At 35.2% G+C, this 25,725-nt stretch carries 22 protein-coding genes, 1 tRNA gene and 1 pseudogene; 13 read left to right on the forward strand and 11 right to left on the reverse strand.

Annotated elements, in window-relative coordinates:
- The 7 genes from A9Q93_RS03120 to A9Q93_RS03150 all read right to left on the reverse strand — a co-directional run.
- The coding region (locus A9Q93_RS03120; RefSeq protein ID WP_303685922.1) for a YgcG family protein at positions 1–759 on the reverse strand (759 nt) is incomplete at its 3' end.
- Complete coding sequence (locus A9Q93_RS03125) at positions 759–1,196, reverse strand: TPM domain-containing protein (RefSeq protein WP_303685923.1); 438 nt, start codon at positions 1,194–1,196, stop codon at positions 759–761. The genes A9Q93_RS03125 and A9Q93_RS03120, both read right to left, overlap by 1 nt.
- A 2-nt stretch (positions 1,197–1,198) precedes the next feature.
- Positions 1,199–1,798 carry a LemA family protein gene (locus tag A9Q93_RS03130; RefSeq protein WP_303685924.1) on the reverse strand — a complete coding sequence of 200 codons (600 nt, stop codon included), beginning with the start codon at positions 1,796–1,798 and terminating at the stop codon, positions 1,199–1,201.
- 71 nt (positions 1,799–1,869) lie between these two features.
- On the reverse strand, positions 1,870–2,706 hold the full coding sequence (locus A9Q93_RS03135; protein ID WP_303685925.1) for an ABC transporter substrate-binding protein: 837 nt from the start codon (positions 2,704–2,706) through the stop codon (positions 1,870–1,872).
- On the reverse strand, positions 2,706–2,858 hold the full coding sequence (locus tag A9Q93_RS03140) for an SsrA-binding protein (RefSeq protein WP_303685926.1): 153 nt from the start codon (positions 2,856–2,858) through the stop codon (positions 2,706–2,708). Before A9Q93_RS03140 ends, A9Q93_RS03135 begins: the two co-directional genes overlap by 1 nt.
- Before the next feature lie 107 nt (positions 2,859–2,965).
- The gene (locus A9Q93_RS03145; RefSeq protein ID WP_303685927.1) at positions 2,966–5,719 is read right to left on the reverse strand and encodes a M56 family metallopeptidase; all 2,754 of its coding nucleotides are present in this window, start codon (positions 5,717–5,719) and stop codon (positions 2,966–2,968) included.
- Position 5,720: 1 nt separating this feature from the next.
- Positions 5,721–6,080, reverse strand: coding sequence for a BlaI/MecI/CopY family transcriptional regulator (locus A9Q93_RS03150; RefSeq protein WP_303685928.1), 360 nt, complete (start codon positions 6,078–6,080; stop codon positions 5,721–5,723).
- A 169-nt stretch (positions 6,081–6,249) separates the two neighbouring features.
- Between A9Q93_RS03150 and trmD the strand changes: the two genes are divergently transcribed.
- The 5 genes from trmD (at position 6,250) to A9Q93_RS03175 (ending at position 10,970) form a co-directional block, all read left to right on the forward strand.
- A complete protein-coding gene (gene trmD, locus A9Q93_RS03155; protein ID WP_303685929.1) occupies positions 6,250–6,930 on the forward strand; it encodes a tRNA (guanosine(37)-N1)-methyltransferase TrmD in 681 nt (226 codons plus the stop codon).
- Positions 6,931–6,977: 47 nt separating this feature from the next.
- A complete protein-coding gene (locus A9Q93_RS03160) occupies positions 6,978–7,343 on the forward strand; it encodes a T9SS type A sorting domain-containing protein (protein WP_303685930.1) in 366 nt (121 codons plus the stop codon).
- A gap of 128 nt (positions 7,344–7,471) precedes the next feature.
- Positions 7,472–7,825, forward strand: a complete 354-nt coding sequence (gene rplS / locus A9Q93_RS03165) for a 50S ribosomal protein L19 (protein ID WP_303685931.1) — start codon at positions 7,472–7,474, stop codon at positions 7,823–7,825.
- Positions 7,826–8,178: 353 nt separating this feature from the next.
- On the forward strand, positions 8,179–10,401 hold the full coding sequence (locus A9Q93_RS03170) for an NADP-dependent isocitrate dehydrogenase (protein ID WP_303685932.1): 2,223 nt from the start codon (positions 8,179–8,181) through the stop codon (positions 10,399–10,401).
- Between the two features lie 164 nt (positions 10,402–10,565).
- Positions 10,566–10,970, forward strand: coding sequence for a DUF2306 domain-containing protein (locus A9Q93_RS03175; protein WP_303685933.1), 405 nt, complete (start codon positions 10,566–10,568; stop codon positions 10,968–10,970).
- A gap of 115 nt (positions 10,971–11,085) precedes the next feature.
- Here the strand turns inward: A9Q93_RS03175 and A9Q93_RS03180 are convergent, their stop codons facing one another.
- Positions 11,086–11,880, reverse strand: a complete 795-nt coding sequence (locus tag A9Q93_RS03180) for an MBL fold metallo-hydrolase (RefSeq protein ID WP_303685934.1) — start codon at positions 11,878–11,880, stop codon at positions 11,086–11,088.
- 263 nt (positions 11,881–12,143) lie between these two features.
- Here A9Q93_RS03180 and A9Q93_RS03185 point away from each other — a divergent pair, with 263 nt between their 5' ends.
- Together A9Q93_RS03185 and A9Q93_RS03190 are read left to right on the forward strand one after the other, a co-directional pair.
- Positions 12,144–13,610, forward strand: a complete 1,467-nt coding sequence (locus A9Q93_RS03185; protein ID WP_303685935.1) for an alkaline phosphatase PhoX — start codon at positions 12,144–12,146, stop codon at positions 13,608–13,610.
- A gap of 64 nt (positions 13,611–13,674) precedes the next feature.
- The gene (locus A9Q93_RS03190) at positions 13,675–15,447 is read left to right on the forward strand and encodes a cytochrome-c peroxidase (RefSeq protein ID WP_303685936.1); all 1,773 of its coding nucleotides are present in this window, start codon (positions 13,675–13,677) and stop codon (positions 15,445–15,447) included.
- A 307-nt stretch (positions 15,448–15,754) separates the two neighbouring features.
- Here A9Q93_RS03190 and A9Q93_RS03195 read toward each other — a convergent pair whose 3' ends face one another.
- Entirely contained in the window at positions 15,755–16,774 is a 1,020-nt protein-coding gene (locus A9Q93_RS03195) for a formimidoylglutamase (RefSeq protein WP_303685937.1), read from the reverse strand.
- 6 nt (positions 16,775–16,780) lie between these two features.
- Positions 16,781–18,031 carry an imidazolonepropionase gene (gene hutI / locus A9Q93_RS03200; protein WP_303685938.1) on the reverse strand — a complete coding sequence of 417 codons (1,251 nt, stop codon included), beginning with the start codon at positions 18,029–18,031 and terminating at the stop codon, positions 16,781–16,783.
- Between the two features lie 127 nt (positions 18,032–18,158).
- On the opposite strand from hutI, the gene A9Q93_RS03205 reads away from it, so the two are divergent.
- The 5 genes from A9Q93_RS03205 to A9Q93_RS03225 all read left to right on the forward strand — a co-directional run bounded on the left by A9Q93_RS03205 (position 18,159) and on the right by A9Q93_RS03225 (position 23,907).
- Positions 18,159–19,313, forward strand: a complete 1,155-nt coding sequence (locus A9Q93_RS03205; RefSeq protein ID WP_303685939.1) for a PLP-dependent aspartate aminotransferase family protein — start codon at positions 18,159–18,161, stop codon at positions 19,311–19,313.
- 176 nt (positions 19,314–19,489) lie between these two features.
- Entirely contained in the window at positions 19,490–20,206 is a 717-nt protein-coding gene (gene bshB1 / locus A9Q93_RS03210) for a bacillithiol biosynthesis deacetylase BshB1 (protein WP_303685940.1), read from the forward strand.
- Between the two features lie 118 nt (positions 20,207–20,324).
- Positions 20,325–20,400 (forward strand) — tRNA-His (locus tag A9Q93_RS03215).
- Between the two features lie 209 nt (positions 20,401–20,609).
- Complete coding sequence (gene pta, locus A9Q93_RS03220; protein WP_303685941.1) at positions 20,610–22,709, forward strand: phosphate acetyltransferase; 2,100 nt, start codon at positions 20,610–20,612, stop codon at positions 22,707–22,709.
- Positions 22,710–22,719: 10 nt separating this feature from the next.
- Complete coding sequence (locus A9Q93_RS03225) at positions 22,720–23,907, forward strand: acetate/propionate family kinase (protein ID WP_303685942.1); 1,188 nt, start codon at positions 22,720–22,722, stop codon at positions 23,905–23,907.
- 64 nt (positions 23,908–23,971) lie between these two features.
- Here A9Q93_RS03225 and A9Q93_RS03230 read toward each other — a convergent pair whose 3' ends face one another.
- A complete protein-coding gene (locus A9Q93_RS03230) occupies positions 23,972–24,967 on the reverse strand; it encodes a metal-dependent hydrolase (protein WP_303685943.1) in 996 nt (331 codons plus the stop codon).
- Between the two features lie 215 nt (positions 24,968–25,182).
- Here A9Q93_RS03230 and A9Q93_RS03235 point away from each other — a divergent pair.
- Positions 25,183–25,725 (forward strand): annotated as a pseudogene (locus tag A9Q93_RS03235) (ABC transporter ATP-binding protein); the annotation flags it as partial.

The raw sequence follows: 25,725 nt of genomic DNA on the forward strand, positions 1-25,725 counted from the left end.
ACCTGCGCCGCCACCGCCAAAACCGCCGCCGCCGAAACCGCCACCAAAACCACCACCAGAGCTACCGCCGCCGAAGCCACCACCGAAACCGCCACGTCCCATATTACTGAGAATAATAACATCTAACAATGAACCACCATTATGGGTACCATCATTATTACCACCGTTATTATTTCTAGCTTTCATGATAATCAGTAGCAAAAAGAAACCTATAAAGATGAAAAATTGCCACGGTATTTCATTTCTAGATTGTGGAACACCAGTGAATTCACCTTCCAAGCTCTGAAAAATAGCATCTGCGCCTTGATCTAGTCCGGTGTAATAACTTGCATTCTTAAAATTAGGAACTAAAACTCGATTAACGATACGTTCTGCATCGAGGTCAGATAGCCTAGACTCAATACCATAACCTGTATTAATATCTACCTTGCGATCTTTTATTGCGAGAAGGAGTAAAATACCATTATCCTTGCCTGCTTGTCCTATACCCCATTTTTGTCCCCATCGTGCACCTAATTTATCTAGCTCTTCACCATTTGAAGTATTAATAATCGCATACACGATCTGTGTTGAAGTCGTATCTGCATAGCGTATTAATTTATTACTAAGCGATGTAAATTCATTTCTTGTTAACACTCCTGCATAATCATAAACAGGTTGCTGCTTCGAGGTAGAAGGCTTCGGCGGTATGTCGAATTGAGCATCAACAAGATTTGAAAAACTCAAAATCAGTATAATGGTTTGAAAAATATACCTCATCAGCTCACAGAGATTTCATTAGGTAATTCATTTTCGTCATCATGTTGCCATGGGAAATATACAGCGAGCTTTTTACCTACTAATTCAATGCCTTCTATGAGTCCTTTTTGAAATTCGCTTTCGCGAAAGCGAGATAATACAACATCTCTCACAGCGTTCCAGAAATCATCACCTACTTGCTTATGAATACCTCTATCTCCTATTAAGGCAAACTTTTTATCATCCACAGCTACGTAGAAAAGAATTCCGTTTTCTTCTTTAGTATTGTCCATTTTAAGTAAATGAAATAATTCTTGCGCGCGTGAGATAGGATCAATGCAACTGGACTCTAGATGCACGCGTATTTCACCACTTGTAAGCAACTCTGCTTTGCGTATGGCTTCAACAATAGCTTGTTCTTGAGAAGCGGTAAGAAAATCTTCTACTTTTGCTGACATACCTAGTTGTCAAATAAAGCGTCTACATCTGGCGCTACCTCGGCGCCTTCTTCTGCTTGATAGAAGGCTGCTGGTTCAAACCCTAAGATTCCTGCAAAAAATACTCCTGGCACTCTTTTTACTTTTACATTATAAGCTCCTACAGCATTATTATATCTATTACGCTCTACGTTGATACGGTTTTCTGTCCTGCTCAACTCGTTAATGAGTTCTTTGAAGTTTTCATTTGCTTTGAGATTAGGGTAATTTTCATATGTAGCAAGTAATCTACCTAAACCAGAGCTTACTTGACTTTGCGCTTTAGAAAAGGCTGCAAGATTCTCTTCTGTTAATTCTGACGCATCAACGTTAATTGAGGTAGCTTTAGAACGTGCTTCTATCACACCCATTAAAGTTTCTTGTTCAAACTCAGCATATTTTTGAGCTGTTGCAACTATATTAGGAATAAGGTCGTTACGTCGCTGGTAACTGCTTTCTACATTTGCCCAAGCATTACTCACGCCTTCACTCATTCCTATGGTACTGTTGTACCAGTAAACTCCATAAAGTACTATTACACCTAGAATAATACCTGCTATTCCTAAACCTCCTATTTTTTTCATTTATATAATTCTTTAATTGATTTGTATGTAAGTTATAGTCAAAGTTACACGAAATAATAAAAATTAACCTTTTAAATACTTAGATCAATTTTCTTAGGTTGCAAGGTTTGCAAGTATTCTGGTGTTTTGAGTAATCGAGATCCATACCAAGAGAATAGTTCTCCATCTACGACTTTAAAATCTGGAATAACATTAGGTTTTACAGGGTCTTGAGAAGGTGCTGTTAAAAAAGCAAGCTTAAGCTCTGCAATATCGTCTGTAGTAAAAGGATAAGGTTCTGAAGATAAGAAAACAGTATCTGGCTGCAACTTAATCATTTCTTCAACTTCTAACTCTGGATATCTGGTCAGGTCTTTTGCTGCATTTTCAAATCCAGTACGTTTTATCATGTCGTTGATAAATGTATCAGTTCCTACTGCCATATAGGGCTTCTTCCAAATTAGATATAGTGCTTTGTGCTCTACTGCTAGTTGTTGCAATACTTTAAAACCATTTGAAATAGAACGTATTAAAGATTTGGCTTTAAATTTTGCTCCTGTAAGCGCTCCTACATCTGCAATCATTTCTAAGGCTTGATCTAAATTATCAATGTCTGAAACATAAGTAGGTGCGATATGGTCACAAAATTCTACTATCTGTTGATTGTTTTCTTCTCTGTTACAAATAATCAAATCTGGCTGTAGTTCAATAATTCTTGATTCTACTATCTTTTTAGTGCCTCCTACAACGGTTTTTTCATCGGTTAATCCTGCCGGATGAATACAGTATCTAGTTATTCCTACTATTCTATCCTTTAATCCTAAGTCTATCAATAATTCCGTTTGTGATGGAACTAAGGAAATAATTCTTTCAGGTAATTGATCGAGCTCGATCATTCTCCCCAATTGGTCTGGTATCTTACAAAACATTAATCTAGTGCGTTTTTAGTTACCCAAAGTTTGTACCCAAAAAGCGCCATTTGCCATTTGCTAGCTTTGGATAAATCCAAACGCTTTTTTGTAAAGCTGGGTAAGATTGCTTTATTAATTTTGGCAAGTGCCTTGAATACTTTTTTCTTCATGATTCAAATGTAAGCTTTTGATCGCCCGATCTGTATTAAGAAAATAGTAAAACCCATTCTAGAAAAGAGAATGGGTTTTACAGGAATCTAAATGAAAATCTATGTATTTAATTAGGAATCATACTTACACGAGGTGTTTTATTATTTCCTTCAAATTGAATTTTTAATAATTTAATACCTGTTTTAGAAACGTATGTATATTCAGAACCATTGATCTCATATTTTAATTTCTTCAGTTTTCCCTCTTTCATGCGATGAGTTTTTAATTTGAAAGTATGACCAGCATCTTCTAAGTCGTTTTCAAGTTTATTAAAGCCTTTCTTAGTAACGTCAAGTAAAATAAAGTTAGAACTCGCATCGTTAATTAAATCTGTGTATACTCTATAATCTCCTGTTCTGTTCAATTCATCAACTTGCTCATCAGTTAATTGTTCATTTCTAAACCAATTGCCACTAGCATTTAACTCATCAACTTGCTTATCAGTTAAAGTAGAATCAGTTAGGAACCTTATTTGATTTTTGTTATTGAGCACAATAGCTTCTCTCCTTTCTTCTAGCTCATCTCGTTTCATATCGATAAGCTCTATTCTTTTTTTCATTAATGAATCTCGTTTAGATTCTTGCTGGGTGATAAGAAGTTGTACTTTTTGCTCTGCTTTTTCACGTGCTTTCTTGCTTTGCTTTAGGAAATCATCATCTTTGGTTATGATTATAACTACTCCATTTTTAGCCTTATCACCATAAATAGAAGTTTCCTTGGCATCTTTTAATACGGATACACTTTCTATTTGTTGATTATCAATGGCATTTACCTCTATCTCACTTGCTTCTTTACCATTGATAATATAAAGAGGCTGGTTTTTACCTGTCGAGATTCCTCTGCGAATTTCGGCAGTTGTGGTCGGTAGACCAGAGAAGCTATTTCTAAAAATGTAAGTGTTTTGTGGATCAGTGAATTTGATATTTTTGATATTATAAGTGATGCTATCCATATCTTCAAACCTAATATTCATGTCGGTTTGAATAGAATCCCAATTTTGTTTGCTCATTTGCATTTGAAAAACATTTTGAAGGCTATCTAAATTTTGCAAATCAAACTGAGCCATATCAAACTCCACCATTTGCTGCAAAGAATCTAATCGGTAAGCCTTAAACTGTCCGTTTATAGTTGCTATCAAGGAGTCTACTCTACTATTATTTACTTTGCCGTTCATCAAATAATTACCGCCTGAATATGTTGTAAAAGAATTTGTAGCTTTTTCTTCACAACTTCCGAGGTTCCAATCTGCCGCATCTTTATTAATAATTGCTGTTATACACATAGGGTCGATACCATCAGTGTCGTTGTCAGATTTAGTGGCTTTATAACCATTCTTGTCGTCTAGACTTAATTTGAGCCTTACGATTTTATCATTTTTAAATTTCAGCTTACTGTAGTCAAATTTCACATTGTACTCTTCTTTTAAAAGATCTTTAATAGCTTCTAGATCTTTCTTTGTAGAAGTAGCGTCTATTTTAAAGGAAAGAGTATGGTCAGACAGAGGTTTGCGAATCACAGTCTCCTTGCTTTCCCCAGCAATTCCAGAAATATCTCCATGAAGCTCATGATCTGGCATGACTACGTTAGTTCCATTCTTATCCATGGAAAGTGTAGTTTTATCCTTAGGCAGGTGAACTTTAATACTATTAGCTTGAGCACTTAATAAGATTAAATCTTCAGAAGCTAATTCTATAGTGAAGCCTTTTTCCCATTCTTTACCAGGGAATTTAGCCGATACACTTATAGTATTCAATAAACTACTATTATCTCGTTCAATGTCATCAAATTTTAATTTGTAGATTACTTGCGACTCTATTTGCTTTCTAAATGCTTCTAATTGCTCATTTGTTGTCGCGCTGGTAATGTCAAAAACCAATTCTTTTGCATTTGAAACTGTTGCCAAAGGCTTAACAATCTCAGAATTAGAATTTTCTACATATTCTATCTCTTCTACTACATTAAAACTGTAGAGAAACAATACTATAACAGGTAATATCAAAGCATATTTATAGGCATTCCATTGGGCTGAAGCTTCTTTTTGTAACATCATAATTCGTTTTTTAATAAATGGTGTGAAGAAATTATTTGCCAGCGCTGGTTGCATGTGGCTTGCCGCAGTACTCAACAACGTACGCTCGTAACTAATTCCTGAGGTGTTTTGAATTTTTGCTTTGGAGTCGGCAATAAACTCGAGGTTCTCGCCTATTTGTTTTTTCAATAACCACACTAGCGGATTGATCCAAAAAACAGCTTTGAAAATGTGCGACGCCAGTAAATCTATGGAATGCCATTCTCGAGCATGAACTTTCTCATGGTCGATGATCAGATCTAGTTCGGCAGATTGCTGGTCACGTTCAGAATAACATATATAGTTGAAGAAACTGAAAGGTGTTAGCTTTCGCGAAAGCGTAACAAAAACATAGTTCCCTAATTTTCTTTTATTTCCAGACTTGATCAAGCGATATAAGGAACTTAGCTCCACCACCATTTTACCTAAGAAAAACATGGTGATTGCTAAATAAACATAAATGACAAGCATACTGTAATTAAAAGGTGTCGCTTCTACTGCCGGCTGTTCTAAAACCAGCGCCATAGGAGTTGCTACTTGTTGCGGCAAGTAAAGGATTTGCTCTGGCTGCTCGACATATACTGTTTGTGTAATTTCAATCAAGGGAAAAATGACACTCGCGATTATTCCTGCAAGTAAAAACCAACGGTTTGTATTGAAAAAAGTTAAACGGCGTAATAAGAAATGGTAAACGAGTACAAAAATACTTAAGACTCCAGCGCTTTTTAAAAGATATTCTATTATCGATTCCATATTACTTTTCTTTAGATTCTATCATTTCCAAAATCTCACGTAATTCATTTGCAGAAATTTTTTCCTCTTTAGCAAAAAAAGAAACCATATTCTTATAAGAATTATTGAAATAACTGGTCATCGCGTTGTTTACAAACTTATTACGGTAGCTTTCTTTTTCTACGATAGAATAATAACGGTGTGTTTTACCAAAGGCTTCATATGCTACATAGCCTTTTTCTTCCAGCTTGCGTACTATGGTTGATACTGTATTATAATGATTAGTTCCTTTTAACTCTGGTACTATTTCCTTTACAAATGCCTTCTCTAGACTCCAAAGCACTTGCATTACCTCTTCTTCTTTTTGCGTTAATTTTTCCATTGTGATATAATGATTTTGAAATCGATAGTTCAAATGTATAACTATTTATTTAGTTATCAAACTACATTTATAGTTATTAAACTAATCATATAGTTAATTATTGTTATTGACCTTTAATAATTTCTTCTAGATTGATCAATTGAATTAACTTTGTCCCAAAATCAGCATCGTGCGCATAGATATTATTACCTTATTACCAGAATTGATTAAAAGTCCTTTTGAAGCTTCTATTCTTAAAAGAAGTATAGAAAAAGGAATTGTGGACGTGCATATGCATGACTTAAGAAAATACGGTCTTAATAAATATAATCAAGTAGACGACTATCAGTACGGTGGTGGCGCTGGCATGGTAATCATGATAGAACCGCTTGATAAAATGATTCATGAACTTAAGGAAGCACGAGATTATGACGAGATCATTTATATGACTCCAGACGGTGAGACCTTAAATCAAGGAATTGCAAATCATATCTCTTTAAAAGAGAATATTATGATTATATGCGGTCATTATAAAGGAATAGACCAGCGCGTGCGTGATTTATATATTACTAAAGAGATCTCTATAGGTGATTATGTGCTGTCTGGTGGTGAATTAGGAGCCGCTGTTTTATGTGATGCGGTCATAAGATTAATTCCTGGCGTGATTAGTGATGAGACTAGTGCATTGACTGATAGTTTTCAAGATGGTTTACTAGCTCCACCTGTTTACACTCGCCCAGCAGACTATAAAGGACATAAAGTGCCCGAAATACTACTGAGTGGTAATCTTAAAAAAATTGAAGAGTGGAGAGAAGATAAAGCATATGAAAGAACTAAAAACCGTAGGCCAGATCTTTTAAAAGAAGATTAACATAGGTAATTAGTTAAAAAGTTTTAACTTTACAATACAATATTATTATGAATAGATTTTTACTTATAGCATTTCTTAGCGTTTCTATGTTTATCTCTCCTGCCACAATGATGGCACAAGGTAATGATAACGCAACTTCAGAAATTTCACTGAACACAGGTGAAAAAGAAGAGCTTGTGGTATTAACTAATCCAGTAAAGGATGGTTTCTTGAAAATATCATTAAATCATTCTCAAAATAATGAGCTCTCCTTAACCATAATCAACTCTCTAGGTAAGCAAGTTTATAATGCAAAGAGAACTATGAACAGCAAAGAACAGTCCTTTGATGTTTCAAAATTAAGTGCTGGTATCTATTTTTTACGCGTTAGTACTAACTCTTCTAACTTTGTAAAGAAACTTATTATTAGATAAGTTTTTTTAATTCACATTTTTATTTGTCATTTACACTCAAGTTTGTATTTTTGCAATCCGTAAAAATTAACCTCTGACGATAATCGTGAATGTTGATCCATTACGTAAACTTATTAATTCCTAAGTAAATGGAAAATTTAGTAAAATTCGTACAAGACGAATTCATTGAAAGAAAAGATTTACCAAAATTCTCAGCAGGTGATACTATCACTGTTTATTACGAGATTAAAGAAGGTGAAAAAAGCCGTACACAGTTTTTCCGTGGTGTTGTACTACAACTAAGAGGTACTGGTCACACAAAAACTTTTACTATCAGAAAAATGTCTGGTAACATAGGTGTGGAGCGTATCTTCCCATTAAACTTACCTGCGATTCAAAAAATCGAAGTAAACAAGCAAGGTGCTGTGCGTAGAAAACGTATTTTCTACTTCAGAGAACTTACTGGTAAAAAAGCACGTATCAAAGAAGCAAGAAGAAAATAATCTTGTAATTTATATTTATAAAAGCTGTCCGATAGGGCAGCTTTTTTTTATACCATCTAATTGAGTGTGACTAGAATTTCAACTTGTGATTAGGTGCCGCTTTCGCGGAAGCAAACTCATTAACCCAGTTTCACTACATATTATTGCACAATTAATTATAAACCAGGTTTAAATTATCAAATTTTTAATTTGCTCGTGATAAAAATGTAAATATCACAATTCAGTGAGATTTCATAAGCATAAGCTAAAGATCTTTTAAAAATCTAGTTGAAACCTTATCTTTGCTTTTCTCGTGATTTAAGTCACAATCGCTGATAAAGCGATCTTTACAATTAACTATAATCCCATAACACATGTCAGATCAACCTAAGATCATTTATACTAAAACAGATGAAGCTCCAGCTCTTGCTACAGCATCATTTTTACCTATTGTAAAAAAGTTTCTTGCACCTGCTGGTATAGACGTAGAAACTAGAGATATTTCACTTGCTGGAAGAATACTTGCTGTTTTTCCAGAACGATTAAAGGATGATCAAAAACAAGAAGATGCTCTTGCAGAATTAGGTAAACTAGTAAAAAATCCTGAGGCAAATGTGATCAAACTTCCTAATATCTCTGCATCAGTTCCTCAACTTACAGAGGCTATTAGTGAATTACAAGCCAAAGGTTATGATATTCCTGACTATCCTGAAGATCCGGAGACAGATGAAGAAAGAGACGCAAAAAAGCGATATGACAAAATTAAAGGTAGTGCGGTAAATCCTGTATTACGTGAAGGTAATTCAGACCGTAGAGCGCCTAAACCAGTAAAGCAATATGCTCGCAATAATCCTCACTCGATGGGTGAATGGAGTAAAGATTCACAATCTCATGTAGCAACCATGTCTCATGGAGATTTTGCACATAATGAGAAAAGTTTTACAGCAACAAAAGATACAACTGTAAACATTCAGTTGATCGATAAGGCAGATAGAACTCACGTTCTTAAATCTGACCTCGCCCTACAAAAAGGAGAAATTCTAGATGCTACTTTCATGAGTAAAAATGCATTAATAGAATTCTTAGAAGCTGAAATTGATGACGCGTTAGAGAAAGACGTTTTATTTTCCCTTCACATGAAGGCTACTATGATGAAGGTTTCAGACCCAATCATATTCGGTCATGCAGTGGAAGCTTTTTTCAAGCCTCTTTTTGATAAATATTCTTCTGTTTTTAATGATTTAGGAGTAGACGTAAACAATGGCTTAGGTGATTTACTTAGTAAACTTCAAGACCTTCCTGAACTTAAAAGAGAAGAAATTAAAGATGCGTTAAGAGATGTTTACAAAAACAGACCTTCTCTAGCAATGGTAAATAGTGATCATGGTATTACAAACCTACACGTACCTAGTGATGTTATTATAGATGCTTCTATGCCAGCAATGATTAGAAACTCTGGTCAAATGTGGAATAGTGAAGGAAAATCTCAAGACACTAAAGCGGTGATTCCAGATAGTTCTTATGCTGGAGTTTATGATGCGACTATAGAGTTCTGTAAAAAGAATGGTGCATTTGATCCTACTACCATGGGTACTGTTCCTAACGTAGGTCTTATGGCTCAAAAGGCAGAAGAATACGGTTCTCATGATAAAACATTTGAAATAGGTTATGGTGGTACAATTCAAGTTGTAGATCAAGATGGTACTGTTTATTTAGAGCATACTGTAGAAGCTGGCGACATATGGAGAGCATGTCAGACTAAGGATGCTCCAGTACAAGATTGGGTAAAGCTAGCTGTATCTAGAGCAAAAGCCACTGGAGATCCTGCTATCTTCTGGTTAGACGAAAACAGAGCTCACGATGCTGAAGTAATTAAAAAAGTAAATCTTTACCTAAAAGATCATGATACCGATGGTCTAGACATCACTATCGCTTCTCCTATAAAAGCTACAGAGCGTACTTTAGAAAGGTTAAAAGATGGTCTCAACACCATATCCGTAACAGGAAATGTACTTAGAGATTACAATACAGACTTATTTCCTATTCTTGAAGTAGGAACAAGCGCAAAAATGCTTTCTATCGTACCGTTAATGAATGGTGGTGGATTATTTGAAACGGGAGCTGGTGGAAGCGCGCCTAAGCATGTGCAACAGTTTGAACAAGAAAATCACTTGCGATGGGATTCTTTAGGAGAATTTCTAGCGCTTGCTGTATCACTTGAGCACCTGGCAGAAGCATATGATAATAACAAAGCTCAAATTATAGCAGACGCTTTGAACGCAGCAACAGAGAAGTTTTTAACTAATAGAAAGTCTCCTTCACGTAAAGTAAATGAGTTAGATAACAGAGGTTCACATTATTATCTAGCTTCTTACTGGGCTCAAGAACTTGCAAACCAAGAGAAGGATGAAGAGCTTGCTGCTCAATTCAGTTCTTTAGCAAATAAGCTTGTAGAAAATGAAGAGAAGATTACTCAAGAATTGATTGAAGTTCAAGGGAAATCAATGGATATAGGCGGTTATTACAAACCTGATGCAGATAAAGAAGAAGCTGCTATGCGACCTAGCACCACTTTGAATGAGATTATCGGTTCATAATTTTACTTTAATCGAACAAACCAAAAATCCTCAAGTACAACTTGAGGATTTTTTTATGGGTTCATAATTCATAATTACAATTCATACCACATCTTGAACAGTTGAGTTAAGTATCCTTAAATACATAAATCATAGTAGACTATATTTATAAAAAATAGGTCATCATGATGGAGCACTACACTACTTTGTACAGCGTTTTAATGTACGTACATCTCATTACTGTAATCCCTTGCGTATTTGTAGGAGCTTATCTTCTACTGTTCAGAAAAGGCACAAAATGGCATAAGCTTTTAGGGAAATATTATATGCTTAGTATGATGGTTACTGCTGTGGTTTCTTTATTCATGCCTGCGATGGTGGGACCACAATTTTTAAAACATTTTGGCTGGATTCATTTGTTCAGCATCTTAACACTTTGGTCCATTCCTACCGCACTAATTGCTGTGAAAAAAGGCCAGATTAGGAAACATAAAATTAAAATGGTTTTGCTTTACATAGGTGCATTGATGATAGCAGGTGGTTTTACATTTGTACCAGGAAGGTACATGTATGAAGTATTCTTTAATTAACTTTTATAAATAATTATCTCGCTTTCGCGAAAGCGAAACAACTATTACATTCTATAATAAAAAAAGGGAACTACTTTATAAGCAATTCCCTTTTCAAGTGATTTTTTTTAATTGATTAACTCTTTGAAGGATACCAATCCATTAATGTTACTTCAATATTTTCATTCTTTTGATTTACCATAGACTTAAATTTTTCTACATCCTGAAATCCATCAGTACCTCTGTAGTGATAAGGAATAACTTCTTTAGGAGTGAAGTCTAAAACAGCACTCGCTGCCTGGTTTATATCCATAGTATAAGGCAAGTTCATACATAAGAAGGCTTTATCAATATTTTCTAAAGATCTCATTTCAGGAATATCTTCAGTATCACCAGAAATATAAACACGATAACCATTCTTTTCTAGCACATAACCATTTCCTCTTCCTTTCACGTGTTTATCTAATCTTCCTTCGGTAAGGTTATACATAGGAATTGCAGTAATCTCTATTCCTTGCACCGTAATTGTTTCTCCATTATTCAAGACGGTAGCACTTTGTCCAGATTTGATCTTTTCATTAACAGCATTAGGAACGATAAGGTCAGTGTCCTCTCCTCTTACAGACCCTAAAGTTTCTGCATTTAAGTGATCGCCATGAATATCTGTCACAAGAATGATATTTTCTTCTGGCATACCTTCAAAAGCTGCTGCTCCACCTACAGGATCTACATAAATAATCTGTCCGTCCCAATTCATTACAAAAGTCGCATGTGAGATAGGCATTATTTCAATCTGGTTCATGGCTTCTTCACTGTTCTCTGTAACTACCTCTGAGGTCATCGTTTCTTCCTCGACAACTTCTTCTTTATTTTCTTTACATGAAGCGACTAGTAATGAAACAGCCATTAATGTAATCCATAATTTTTTCATCTCTCGTGATTTTAATTTATTCAAAGTTATAGGTAGCTCAATTATTTTTTAGCCAAAATAAAATTAAAATTACAGCATACCATTCAACATGTTTATAAGCAACAAGTTGAACATTGCTACTAAACCTTTACGTAAAACGCTTAACTTTTTTCTAACCTCATATAGCCTCTTTTCTAACAATACAATTAAATAAGGTTCATTTTAATTTTCCATGATTGGGAAGTTTAAAAAATAGCTTTGCATTAACCATTTAAAGCTAGAATATGAAAACTAAATTTTTACTTTTTGCTGCTAGTGCTATAGCACTTATTTCATGCAACGACGACGATGAGTCTCCTAGAATGAATCCACAAGCAGATGATGTTGTTCTTAGAGCACATTCAACAACTCCTAATTTTTTGAAGACTACATCTGATTTTTCTTCTGTAAACGTATATCCCATTCTTTCAAGTGAGGATCAACTGCAAGACACACCTAGTTTTGTTTACGGTTCCATGGCAGATGGATGCGGTTTGATCTACAATCAAGAAGAAGAAAACTACACGGTAATCAATAACATTGAAGCAGATTACTCTATAGCTCGTATCACTTTAGATAAAACTTTTAAACCTATCGCTGGTGAATATATTTTAAATGAACAAGCTACAGGTTCTACAGCACAATGCTCTGGTTCATTAATAACGCTAGAAGAGCATGGTTTTGGACCTCTTTATCTTTCTGGTGGTGAATGGGGCGGCGCTTCTAAAGGAGTTTTTGCAACAGAAGTTACTAAACATAGTTCTTCTAGAATGTTTCCAGAAATGCTAACTGCAATGGGACAATGGAGTACTGAAAATGCTGTAGCCATAGGAAAAGATGCTTATGATGATAAGACTGTCGTTTTTATAGGAGATGACCACTCTGATAATAATGTGCCATCAGGCCAGTTAGGAATGTACGTAGGTAACCGAGGTGACCTTTATAACGGCAGCCTTTATGGACTTAAAGTAACTACTTCAGGAATAGACTTTGAAATGGACATGATAGAAGGACAAACTTATGAAGCCACTTTTGTACAACTTAATGAAAAAAATATAGACCTTCTTGATGCCGAAGCTAAGACTAAAGGAGTTATGGGATTCTCAAGACTAGAAGATATAGACTGGAGAAGAGGTAGCGATCAAAATCAAAGAGAAATCTATTTTGCTGTAACTGGACGTAAAAGAGCTTCTCTTGAAGGAAAAGGTTCTCAATATGGACGCATCTACAGAGTAGAGCTCAATGAAAACGATCCTACTGGACCAGCCAAAATCACTTGCATCCTTGATGGTGATAAAATAGGTGGGAAAGCATGGGGTTTCCATAGCCCTGATAATATTCTAGTAACTGAAAACTACGCATACATTCAAGAAGACCCTAATGGTTACTTTGATGATCCTGTTAGAACTCACTACGCTAGATTATATCAATATAATTTAAACACAGGAGACTTAAAAACAGTCTTAGAATGTGATCAAGTTGCAGCAGCCGCAGCAGGTGTAGGAAGTGAGACCAGTATTTGGGAAATAACTGGAATGATAGACATTTCAGACCAGATAGGAATTGAAGGATCTTTCATGGTTGCCACACAAAATCACGGTTGGGAACCAGCAGACGGCAGCGCCTTCTCAGATCCTAACGCTGTACTAGATGTAAGTACCAGTCGCAAAGAAGGCAGTATGTTATATGTACTAACCGGACTAGAGAGATAAAATGAACCTACTAACCTGCTCTTTGATAAAGAAGATCTGTTTTCTAACAGGTCTTCTTTTAATTTTGATCTCGTGTAAACCTACTACTACAGAATATGTAGAGAAGATCAATCTAGAACCGTCCATCGATCTACAAAAGGTGTATGTAAATGACCTGCAAAAATGTGCGAACTACATGGAACATATAAGCAACACCTCAAACACAGATAGTCTAGAATTTTATTTCAAAAAAGCACGAACTGAATTCAAAAAAATAGAACCTATACTATCTTTTCACGATCTTAATAATTACAACTTTTTAAATGCACCTAACATTTTAAAAGTAGAAGAAGAAGATCTTACAGACGTTAAAATAAATAAGGCGAGTAGTTTTCAAACATTAGAGGAAGATATTTTTAATGATTATCCGGATGTAACAGCTATACATAAAACCGCTCATAAAATACATGCTAGACTAAAATTTATCCATAGAAATACAAATATAGAGTACCTAAAACCATATCATATTCTTTGGATGGTTCTTAAGCAATTAGTGCGCACGGCAACGACTGGAGTTACAGGATTTGACTCACCTGTCTTAGAAAATAGTTTGATGGATGCTGTTACCGCTTTCGCGAAAGCGGAACAAATATTAGATCTTTACGAGTACAAATTCAGCAATAACGACTTAAAAACTGCTTGGAAAAGCAAATTTAATAAAGCAGAAGATTTCTTAACAAGTACAAACTTTAATGAATTCAATAGGTATGAATTTATCAAGAAACATATTGATCCTTTGCTTGTATTATGGGTAGAAACTGCTCAAGACTGGAATGTTCATTTTCCATTACAGCTGGCCATAAATAATGATGCCACTAGCCTTTTTTCTAAAGAAGCCCTCACATTAGACTTTTTTGCAGGAAAAAATGTGAGTCCGATTAATGAAGAACAAATCAAGCTAGGTAAGCGACTCTTTAATGATAAAAATCTGTCTTCTTCTCAATCTATAAGTTGCGCATCTTGTCACAAATTAGACCTTGCTTTTACCGATGGATTAAAAAAATCTAAAGGCTTAAATCGCAACAGTCCTAGTCTTACTTACAGCGCATACCAGCAAGGTTTTTTCTACGATAAAAGAGCTGGTAGTCTAGAAGGTCAAATAGTTTCTGTAATTAATAACAGTAAAGAGTTTCATTCAGATCTTAAGAGTTTTGCCTCATCAATTGATCAAGATAGTAGTTATATCAAAGAATTTGACAAAGTCTATGAAACAACTATAGATCAAAATAGTATAAGACTCGCTATAGCAAATTATGTGCGTAGTTTGAATTATTGGAATTCTAAATGGGATAGGAACATTAGAAATGAGTTAAATACACTTACCGCTTCAGAAATAAATGGGTTTAACTTATTTAACGGTAAAGCAAAATGTGCAACATGTCATTTTGCTCCTGTATTTAATGGTACCGTTCCGCCCGATTTTGTAGATACAGAAATGGAACACTTAGGCGTTCCTGTAAGTGCTGTAACAACAAATGCAACCATAGATCCAGATTTGGGACGTTTTGAGCTTTTCAAAACTGAAAGTAGAAAACACTTTTTTAAAACACCTAGCATAAGAAACATTGCTCTTACAAGTCCATATATGCACAATGGAGTTTATAAGACACTAGAAGAAGTAGTAGAGTTCTACAATTTAGGTGGTGGTTATGGTATAGGAATAATAGATCAAGAATTTCAAACGCTTCCCGCTGACCCACTAAATTTAACCGATCAAGAAAAAACAGATTTAGTTAACTTCATGAAAACACTGACTGATGAAGAATTCCTAGATGTCAGTAATAAGATGTACAATTAATAACATAGGTTCTCAAAGTGCTATAACTAATCTGCACTTTGAGAATTCTTAAACTGCTAGGTTAATAATAATATAGATAATAATACAAACTATTAAACCTATTAAAGATCGAGACACGTACTTTTTTTTTAAGTCATTAATACGCAGTTGACCTAGTTCTTTAGATCGTTCTTTCCGATCCATATTTTGAAATTCTTTTCTGAAACTAGAAAGGTTTTTCAAAACAAACAACAACCAAAAAACGATTAAGAAAACTGGCAAAAACATCAATTGCCAATTATCTGAAAAAGAATATAAACTCGCCATATTATGGTAAATCATTTGCTAATGTGGCCAGCGCCTTACCTACTTGGTTTTCATAACCATACTTTGGAGCTGCTTCACATATATGAATATACTTGGGAAAAGAAGAAGCCTGTTTGATGATTTCACTCATCAAATTTCTTAATTCTTGAAATGTATATCCTACAGGAGACTGAGCACTAGAAGGAAAATTTGCCACAGCGTCCATGTCTATTTCTAATGAAAAATGACTAGAGTCTATATGATTTATCGCTTTTTCAACTTCTGATTTTACTTTTGATGATTCTATATCATAAACGCTATAACCTATTTGATCTTTATTTTCAATAAAATCAACCATAGGCTTACTCAAATAATTTTCTTGAATGCCTATCATAAAATAGGATTTTAAATACCCATTTTCTAGAGCATGACTAAAACCGTTACCACTATGTCTTCCTTTAGCAACTCTCAGATCTGTATGTGCATCTATATTTATACAATCAATCGACTCTGAATATCCACAAGATCTTAAAAGCGGATAACTGTTATTATGTCCGCCGCCTATAACTATTGGTACTTTTCCAGCTTCCATAATTTTAGTAGCAATTTCACTCACTCGGTGATCTAATAAAGAAATAAGGTCACTTAATTGTTTTCGTTCATTATGTTTTGATGGATTCAAATCTTTTGCTTGTTGCATTAAATCATCAGTGAAAACATTACCTAAAACACAAAAGCGACTTACATCATTAACTGATGTTTGTTGTAAGCTCAAAAAGGATTTCAAAAAAGCGTTCCACGCTTCACTCGCTCCTGCTCTACCCATATTTGCGCGCACTCCTATATCTTCAGGTATGCCAAAAAGAACGTACTTTGCTTTAACATTAGTTAAATCTTCCACATCTTCACAAATTTCTATAGATTGCGCAAAAGAGATAGAACCATCTTCTAATTCATAACTCTCTGAATCATTTAAATCATAACGATTAGAAATAAATTTTTGAAGATGCTTATCCTTAAAAAAGTTGAAATGCTTACTCATAGTGGTTCAATTAAATTTTCCATCTATAATAACTTGATCGATGATTACCTGACCAAAGTTATAAGGTATAGCAGCTATACTATCTATATTTTTAAACAGTAACAAGTTGGCTCTTTTTCCTTTTGTAATACTTCCTACCTCATTTTGTAATTCTAATGCACATGCTGCATTTATAGTAAGTGCGTTAAAGGCTTTTTGCGGAGTCATATTCATTTTTATACAAGCTAGTGCAAATACAAAATTCAAATTCCCGGATGGCGTACTGCCTGGATTGTAATCACTTGCCAAAGCAACTGCTATATCTTGATGTATCATTTCATTAACTGGTGCATAATCTAGGCCTAGAAAAAATGAGCAACTAGGTAATGCGGTAGCCACCGTTTTTGATCCAGATAGCGCAATAAAGTCGTTTGATGCCATCACTTCAAGGTGATCCACACTTACAGCTCCAGCCTTTACAGCAGCATCAATAGCTCCTAGTGATGTAAATTGGTTCACGTGGACTTTTGCCTTAAGCCCATAAGCACTTCCAGCCTCTATAATACGGAGCATTTCATCTACTGTAAAGTAATTAGACTCGCAAAAAACATCAATATAATCGGCTAGTTTTTCTTCGGCTATTACAGGTAACATCTCATGAATAATCAGCTTGATATATGCTTCACGATCGGTCTTATATTTCTTAGGAAAAGCATGTGCTCCCAGAAAAGTTCTTTTAATGGGTATGATATTATTGGTGGTAGTTCCTCTTTCGCGCAAGCGCGTTGCAACTCTTAAAATCTTTAATTCACTCTCCACACTTAAGCCATAACCACTCTTGATCTCAACAGTGGTGGTTCCTTGTGCAACGATTTGATTCAGTCTTATACGTGCTTGTTCAAAAAGCTCATCTTCGGTCATTTTATCTAATGCCGCAGCACTATTCAAGATGCCGCCGCCTCGAGCCGCTATTTCTTCATAAGTTAACCCAAAAATACGGTCTTCAAATTCTTTCTCACGAGTACCTGCAAAAACTAAATGTGTATGACTATCTACATAACCTGGAGTAATGATTTTACCTGTACAATCATAAACCTCATCTGCCGGATGTGGATGATAGTCATCCATACTCCCATAATCTTTAATCAGTCCATCTTCTATCCATAAATAAGCATTTTTGATAGAAGGCAACTCATCCATTTGTTCACCGCGTAGAGGTTCTTCACTATGTTCGCGTACTTGAATTAATTCCTTGATATTAGTTAAAAGTGTGCTCATAGCGTGAATATAATTAACTCTTAAATAATAACAGAATCTTTATAACATCAATTATAAGTTTCTATAAGGTCACATATTTCACATTTAATTTACCTTTACATCTTTTGATCTTAGTAATTTCGAACCCATGAAAGAAAATCGCAACCCTAATTACATTTGTGTACACGCAGGCCAATTAAAAGATGAAATTTATGGTGGTGCAACAGCGCCTATATATACCTCTACTGCTTATGATTACAGAGGTCCTGGCACAAATTTATACCCACGATATTTTAATACTCCTAATCAAGTGGCACTTGGTAAAAAAATAGCAGCTCTAGAAAACTCTGAGGCAGGTATGATTTTCGGTAGTGGTATGGCGGCCATCAGTGCTGTATTTTTAGCGTTCTTGAAAAGCGGTGATCACATCATATTGCAACGAGCAATTTATGGTGGTACTTCTCATTTTGTTTCGGCAGAGTTTGAGAAACTAGGTATTGATTTTACCATGATTGAACATGTTGATAAACAGAGCCTAGAAGCGAGTTTGAAATCTAATACAAAGATGGTATATATAGAGACTCCTAGTAATCCACTTTTAGAAATTACAGACTTGTCTTTGGTGTCCGCTTTCGCGAAAGCGAACTCACTAATCACTGCTATCGATAATACCTTTGCATCGCCTATTAACCAGACTCCTGCAGATTTTGGTATCGATATTATAATACATAGTGCTACGAAATATCTAGGAGGTCATAGTGATATTTGCGCAGGAACAGTAAGTTGTAGTCAGCAACATATGGAACGTATATGGAATACAGCAAAAAATTATGGTGGTAGCTTAAGCGATCAAACTGTATATTTATTAGAGCGCAGTATGAAAACACTTGCCTTAAGAGTTAAAAAACAGTCTAGAAGCGCAAAAAAAATCGCTAAGTTTTTAGAAAAGCATTCCAGTATTAAAAAAGTGAATTATCCTGGATTAAAAAGTCATCCACAACATCAATTAGCAAAGAGTCAAATGAACGCCTACGGTGGAATGATGTCGTTTGAATTAGAGGATGATATAGATCAAAGTATTTTTTTAGAAAATTTAGAAGTTATTTTCCCAGCTTTAAGTCTTGCAGGAGTAGAAAGCACCATTCTTGCTCCTACTACCACATCCCATAGCTTATTATCTCCTGAAGAAAGAAAAGAACAAGGGATTTCTGATCGTCTTCTAAGATTTTCAGTAGGAATAGAAGAAGCCAGAATACTAATTGCAGACCTTGAAAACGCAATTAGCAAAAGTCAAAATAAATAAGAACTATATTCTTAAGTTTAAATCACCATAATTAAAAACTTCTTCCTTGTGAAAAGGAAAAATGACTAAAATGAGCGAAAGCGACTTTTAGTCAGTAAGGTTGAAAGTTGCCTATATAAATCGAGCAATTAGAAATAAGTAAATACCACTTTCAATTCTAACACAAAATTAAAAACATGAAATTAGACATACTAGCCATAGGCGCACATCCAGATGATGTAGAATTGAGTTGCGCAGGTGTTCTGCTTAAAGAACAATCTTTAGGAAAAACTACTGGTGTGCTTGATTTAACCAGAGGAGAATTAGGTTCTAGAGGTAGTGCCGAAATACGAGATCAAGAAGCGGCCGAAGCGGCCAAAATCCTTAAACTTTCAGTAAGAGAAAATCTTGCCTTTAAAGATGGTTTTTTCACTAATGATGAAGAACACCAACTAGAAATTATTAAGATAATTAGGAAGTATCAACCTGAAGTAGTTCTTTGTAATGCAATAAAAGATAGACATCCTGATCATGCCAAAGGGTCTCAACTATCTAGTGTAAGCTGTTTCCTTTCTGGACTAAAACGCATTGAAACATATGTAGAAGGTGTAAAACAAGAACACTGGAGACCTAAACATGTTTATCATTATATCCAATGGTTGGACTTAGAACCAGATTTTGTTGTAGACATTTCAGGATTTATTGAAGAAAAAATGGCTGCAGTTCAGGCTTATGGGACTCAGTTCTATAATCCAAATGATAAAGGTCCTAAAACACCTATAAACTCTAAAAACTTTCTAGATTCTATTAAATATAGAAGTGCAAATTTTGGAAGAATAATAGGTACTGAACATGCTGAAGGTTTTATCAGCGAAAGACATCCTGCCGTAAACAGCCTTTTCGATCTGATTTAAAAAAAATAAAAAAAAACATTTTTTATATTCTCAGTATTGAGAATTATATTAAATTTGCATCCGCTTAACGCGAGTGGTTGAATTCTTGAGACCCACTTAAAAAAACTCACATTGATATGGTGGTCGTAGCTCAGTTGGTTAGAGCGCTGGTTTGTGGTGCCGGAAGTCGCGGGTTCGAATCCCGTCTTCCACCCTAAAAGTCTTAGAGAAATCTAAGACTTTTTTTATGCGTTATGTTTAACAATTCTCAACTATAACCTTTCATATAAGTTCAGAGATGCTTTGCTTACTTATAAATCATAACAGATTTATTAAAGAAACATTAGCACTATTTAGAAGGTTCTATCTGATAGTATTATTTTTATAATCGACCTATTATATAGACCAGTATTATTACTATCATATGACTAACAAAGCTATTTATATCACCACTATAGAACCGCATAGTGGTAAGTCCATTGTTTCACTCGGTTTAATGCAACTTTTGCTTAGCAAGACGCCTAAAGTAGGTTATTTCCGGCCTATTATAGACGATTTTGAACCAGGTCAAAAGGATAATCATATAAAGACAATTACTTCTTACTTTAATCTAGACCTCAAATTTGAAGATGCCTATGCTTTCACTCGTGGAGAAGTAATTGCTATGAAAAACTTAGATCAAGAGGATGAAATAATCAGCAAGATTATTGAAAAGTACAAAGCAGTTGAAGAGCTATATGATTATGTGTTAATAGAAGGTACGAGTTTTAGCGGTGAAGGTTCTCTTATTGAGTTTGATATCAACGTGGCTATCGCTAGAAACTTAGGAGTTCCCGCGATAATTTTAGCAAGTGGTGTAGATAAATCTTTAGAAGATCTTACGGGAAGTTTGCGCATCGCATTTGACTCCTTTAAAGATAAAAGCGTGGAAGTACTTGCAGTAATAGCAAATAAAGTTCAAGAAGAAAATGCGCATCTTGTGGTGTCTAACCTGCAGAAAAAATTACCTCAACAAGTTATTGTAAATGCAATACCACTCAATCCTATTTTGGCAAATCCTTCCATCAAAGAAATTGTAGATGTATTAGATGCTACGGTACTTTTTGGAGAAGATTACTTGAATAATCAGGCAGGATATTTCAGTGTAGGTGCCATGCAATTGCGCAATTATTTAACGCATCTTAAAGAAAATGGCTTGGTGATTACACCAGGCGATAGAGCAGATATCATTTTGGGCGCTTTACAAGCTAACATCTCTGCAAATTATCCTTCGATTTCTGGGATTGTACTTACAGGTGGTTTAGTACCTGAAGAATCCATTACTAAATTGATAGAAGGTCTTTCTGATGTGGTACCTGTGATCTCTGTTCAAGGCGGTACTTACTCGGTTACAAATAGGATAGGTGATATTAAATCACAGATCTATGCAGAAAACACACAGAAAATTCAATCTTCCATCAAGGATTTTGAAAAGCATGTCAATGTTGATGCACTTCTAGAACGATTGATCACTTTTAAAACAGAGAAAGTAACACCTAGAATGTTTCAATATAACTTATTGAAAAAGGCCAAAACTCATAAAAAACACATCGTGCTACCTGAAGGTATGGACGAACGTATTTTGAGAGCCACAAAACAACTTACCGATATCAATGCTGTTGACATCACTTTATTAGGTGATAAAAAACAAATTGCAAATAAAATTGCAGCATTAGACATTCAGCTAGATCTGGGTAAAGTGACTGTAATTGATCCAGCAAAGAGCGATGATTTTCTCGCTTTCGCGAAAGCGTTATACGAACTAAGAAAACACAAAAACGTCAATCTTGCGATGGCAAAAGACCTCATGGAAGATGTCTCCTATTATGGCACCATGATGGTATATCAAGGAAAAGCAGATGGAATGGTATCTGGAGCTGTACACACTACGCAACATACCATTTTACCGGCTTTACAATTCATTAAAACTAAACCAGATGCGTCAATAGTATCCTCAGTTTTCTTTATGTGTCTAGAAGATCGAGTTTCTGTTTATGGAGATTGTGCGATCAACCCAAATCCAACAGCGCAACAGCTGGCAGAAATAGCCATATCATCTGCCGCGACAAGCAAAGCGTTCCAGATTGATCCAAAAATTGCAATGCTCTCCTACTCTTCTGGTAGCTCTGGCGTAGGTGAAGACGTAGAGCGTGTAAGAGAAGCGACCGGAATGGTAAAAAATTTACGCCCAGATCTAAAAGTAGAAGGTCCTATTCAATACGATGCTGCTGTAGATATGAAAGTAGGAAAGACTAAAATGCCAGATTCTGAAGTGGCTGGACAGGCAAATGTGTTTATTTTCCCAGATTTAAATACTGGAAATAACACTTATAAAGCAGTACAACGAGAGACTAAAGCTCTTGCCATCGGGCCTATTATCCAAGGATTAAATAAACCTGTAAATGACTTAAGTAGAGGCTGTACGGTTGAAGATATTTTTAATACTGTCGTGGTTACCGCCATTCAAGCTCAAGAAAATTTTTAAGAATATAACCATGAATATTTTAGTATTAAATGCAGGCAGTTCTTCCATAAAATTTCAGCTACTACAACTTCCCCTAGAAAAAATAGTTTGCAGCGGTATGGTAGAACGTATAGGTGGAAAAGATGCTATTCTTTCTTATAAAACGGATGTAACAGAATTTAAAAAAGAAACTGATGTTACTTCTCATAAGAATGGTTTGACAAAGATTGTTTCTTTATTACTAGACCACGATAAAGGAGTGATAACTAATGTGAATGAAATCCATGCCGTAGGTCATAGAGTGGTTCATGGTGGTAAATTATTTACCGATACAACACTTATCAATGAAGAAGTAAAAGAGAAGATCAAAGAATTTTCTTCCTTGGCACCACTACATAATCCGCATAACTTAGAAGGAATTTTTATTGCCGAAGAACTATTTCCTGATGCAAAACAAATAGCTGTTTTTGACACTGCTTTTCATCAAACAATGCCTGTTAAAGTCAAAAAATATGCGTTACCAAATAAGTTCTTTGAACAAGACGACATCCAGATTTATGGCTTTCATGGGACCAGTCATAAATATGTAAGCGCAAAAGCCATAGAATATCTCAAGCAAAAGTCTTCTAAAATAATTTCTATTCATCTAGGTAACGGCTGCAGTATTACAGCAATCTACAACGGTAAAAGTGTGGACACAAGTTTAGGTTTTGCACCATCAAACGGCCTGATCATGGGATCTCGTAGCGGCGACATAGATCATGCGATTGTTTTTCACCTTGTTCATAAACTAGGATATAAAATAGAAGATGTGGAAAAACTGTTAACTAAAGAGAGCGGCATGCTAGGTCTTACCGGTCATGCAGATTTAAGAGACATTCAAGAAAAAGCTTCAAAAGGTAATGAGAAATGCCAGCTAGCACTTGAAATGAACGCCTACCGCATCAAAAAATACATAGGCGCTTATGCGGCTGCAATGAATGGTGTAGATGCTATCATTTTTACCGCTGGAATAGGTGAAAACTCTGCTCTTATTAGAAAAATGGCTTGTAGCGATATGGACTTCTTGGGTATACAATTAGATCAAGATAAAAATGATGCGAGATCAAACAACTTAAGAGAGATTCAGAACTCTGATTCTAAAGTTAAGGTCCTCGTGATTCCTACTAATGAAGAATTAGAAATCGCTTCTCAGGTTTATGATTTGGTAGCTCACTAAATGTATTTAGTTACTAGAATTTTTAATCTCGCTTTCGCGAAAGCGAGATTCATAATAAACATTTTTAATTACCTTTTAAGCGATTCCATAATTGTGACAGTAGTTTCTGAGGATTGCGCTCTCCTTTTACCTCTGTAAATTCTACTTTTCCTGAATCGTTTACTTCTATTAAATACTGAAATACAAAATCCTGAGAATGCGGCTCCATACTTAAAAGACCAAATCTAAGATCATTAAAATAGAGCTCATCTTCTTTTTTAGTTATCGTATACCAGTTTTCTGAATTTTCAATCATGCGTTGTACAGCATCATCATGAATGAGATCTCCTAGTAACTCGTGATTTTTAGGATAAGATTCAAAGCTAATGGGTTTTGAATCGAGAAAAGAATAATCGGCTAATAAATAAGCATTCTCTACTTCTACATTTGCATTCCATAAAATGGTATTTAATGCTGCAGGTCTTGTATCCATCTGGATATAATCAATATTTTGATTAGCTAAGGCTTCTTGAAACTGAGAATATGCGGCCCACTTTAAAAAACAAGTCACTACCAGATAAGAAGAACTTACTATCAATCCCATTTTATTATAAAAACTCCTTTTGCTCGCCGTACGTTTTTGCCTCATAGTAAGAATCAAAAACACTAAAAATGGCACCGTATAAAGCGGATCCACGACAAAAATAGTTTTAAATGCTAGGCGTAAATCAAATGGCCAGAACAACTGCGTTCCCCATGTGGTATAGGAATCAAGAATGGGATGCGTCACAAATGCCCAAAAGAACAACCAAGACCAACCTTTAAAGTCTTTATACTTTTCATATCTAAAAACCAGCCACCCAAAAATAGGAGCAAAAACTACTGAAAAAACAACGGAATGTGTAAAACCACGATGTAAAGCAAGTGCGGTGACCGTATCTGTAAAATGAGAAGCAAGTACATCTAAATCTGGTATGGTACCAGCAATCGCACCATACAGCATAGCCTTATTACCAACTTTCTTCCCTAAAACAGCCTCGCCTACTGCTGCCCCTAATACAATTTGTGTAAGTGAATCCATATAGTTGTAAAAGTAGATAAACCTTTATTAACTAAGGAATAAAAAATAGTCACTGTACAATTTGTAACCCAATATTCTAACTAATAATTCCATAATCACAAGTAACACTTATAACTAAATGGATATACACTTCTTGTGCATTTTTAACAATCCCGCTTTCGCGAAAGCGGAATTGAAAAGAATTTATAAACAACCGCACAACTAAAAAACGAAATATACTAGTACAACTCAATAATATTTATAAAAGGGTCAATCAAGGCGGGAAATGCGTTTTCTTGCTCAATGACCTCAACCTACAAGTCGAAGAAGACAGTTTATCACAATTATGAGACCATCTAAATCTGGAAAATCTACTCTATTAGATGTCGTAGGAATGCTGGACGGATTTCAGGAAGGTGAATATCTATTCCTAGATGAATCAGTACATTCTTTAAAAGAAAAGAAAAAGTCAAATTATACAAAGAATACATAGGTTTTGTATTCAAAACCTATCATTTAATTGATGAGCTTACCGTTTACGAAAACATAGAAACGCCTCTACTCTATAAAAACGTCAAATCTTCAGAACGTAAAACGCTGGTAGCAGACATGCTGGACCGTTTTAACATCGTAGGTAAAAAAGATTTATTTCCATCACAACTTTCTGGTGGACAGCAGCAGCTCGTAGGCGTTGCAAGAGTTCTAATCGCAAAACCTAAACTGCTCCTAGCCGATGAACCTACTGGTAATTTAAACTCGGCACAAAGTGAGGAAATCAT

Origin of the sequence: Nonlabens dokdonensis, assembly GCF_002162835.1 — a bacterium.
Taxonomy (GTDB): Bacteria; Bacteroidota; Bacteroidia; order Flavobacteriales; family Flavobacteriaceae; genus Nonlabens; species Nonlabens dokdonensis_B.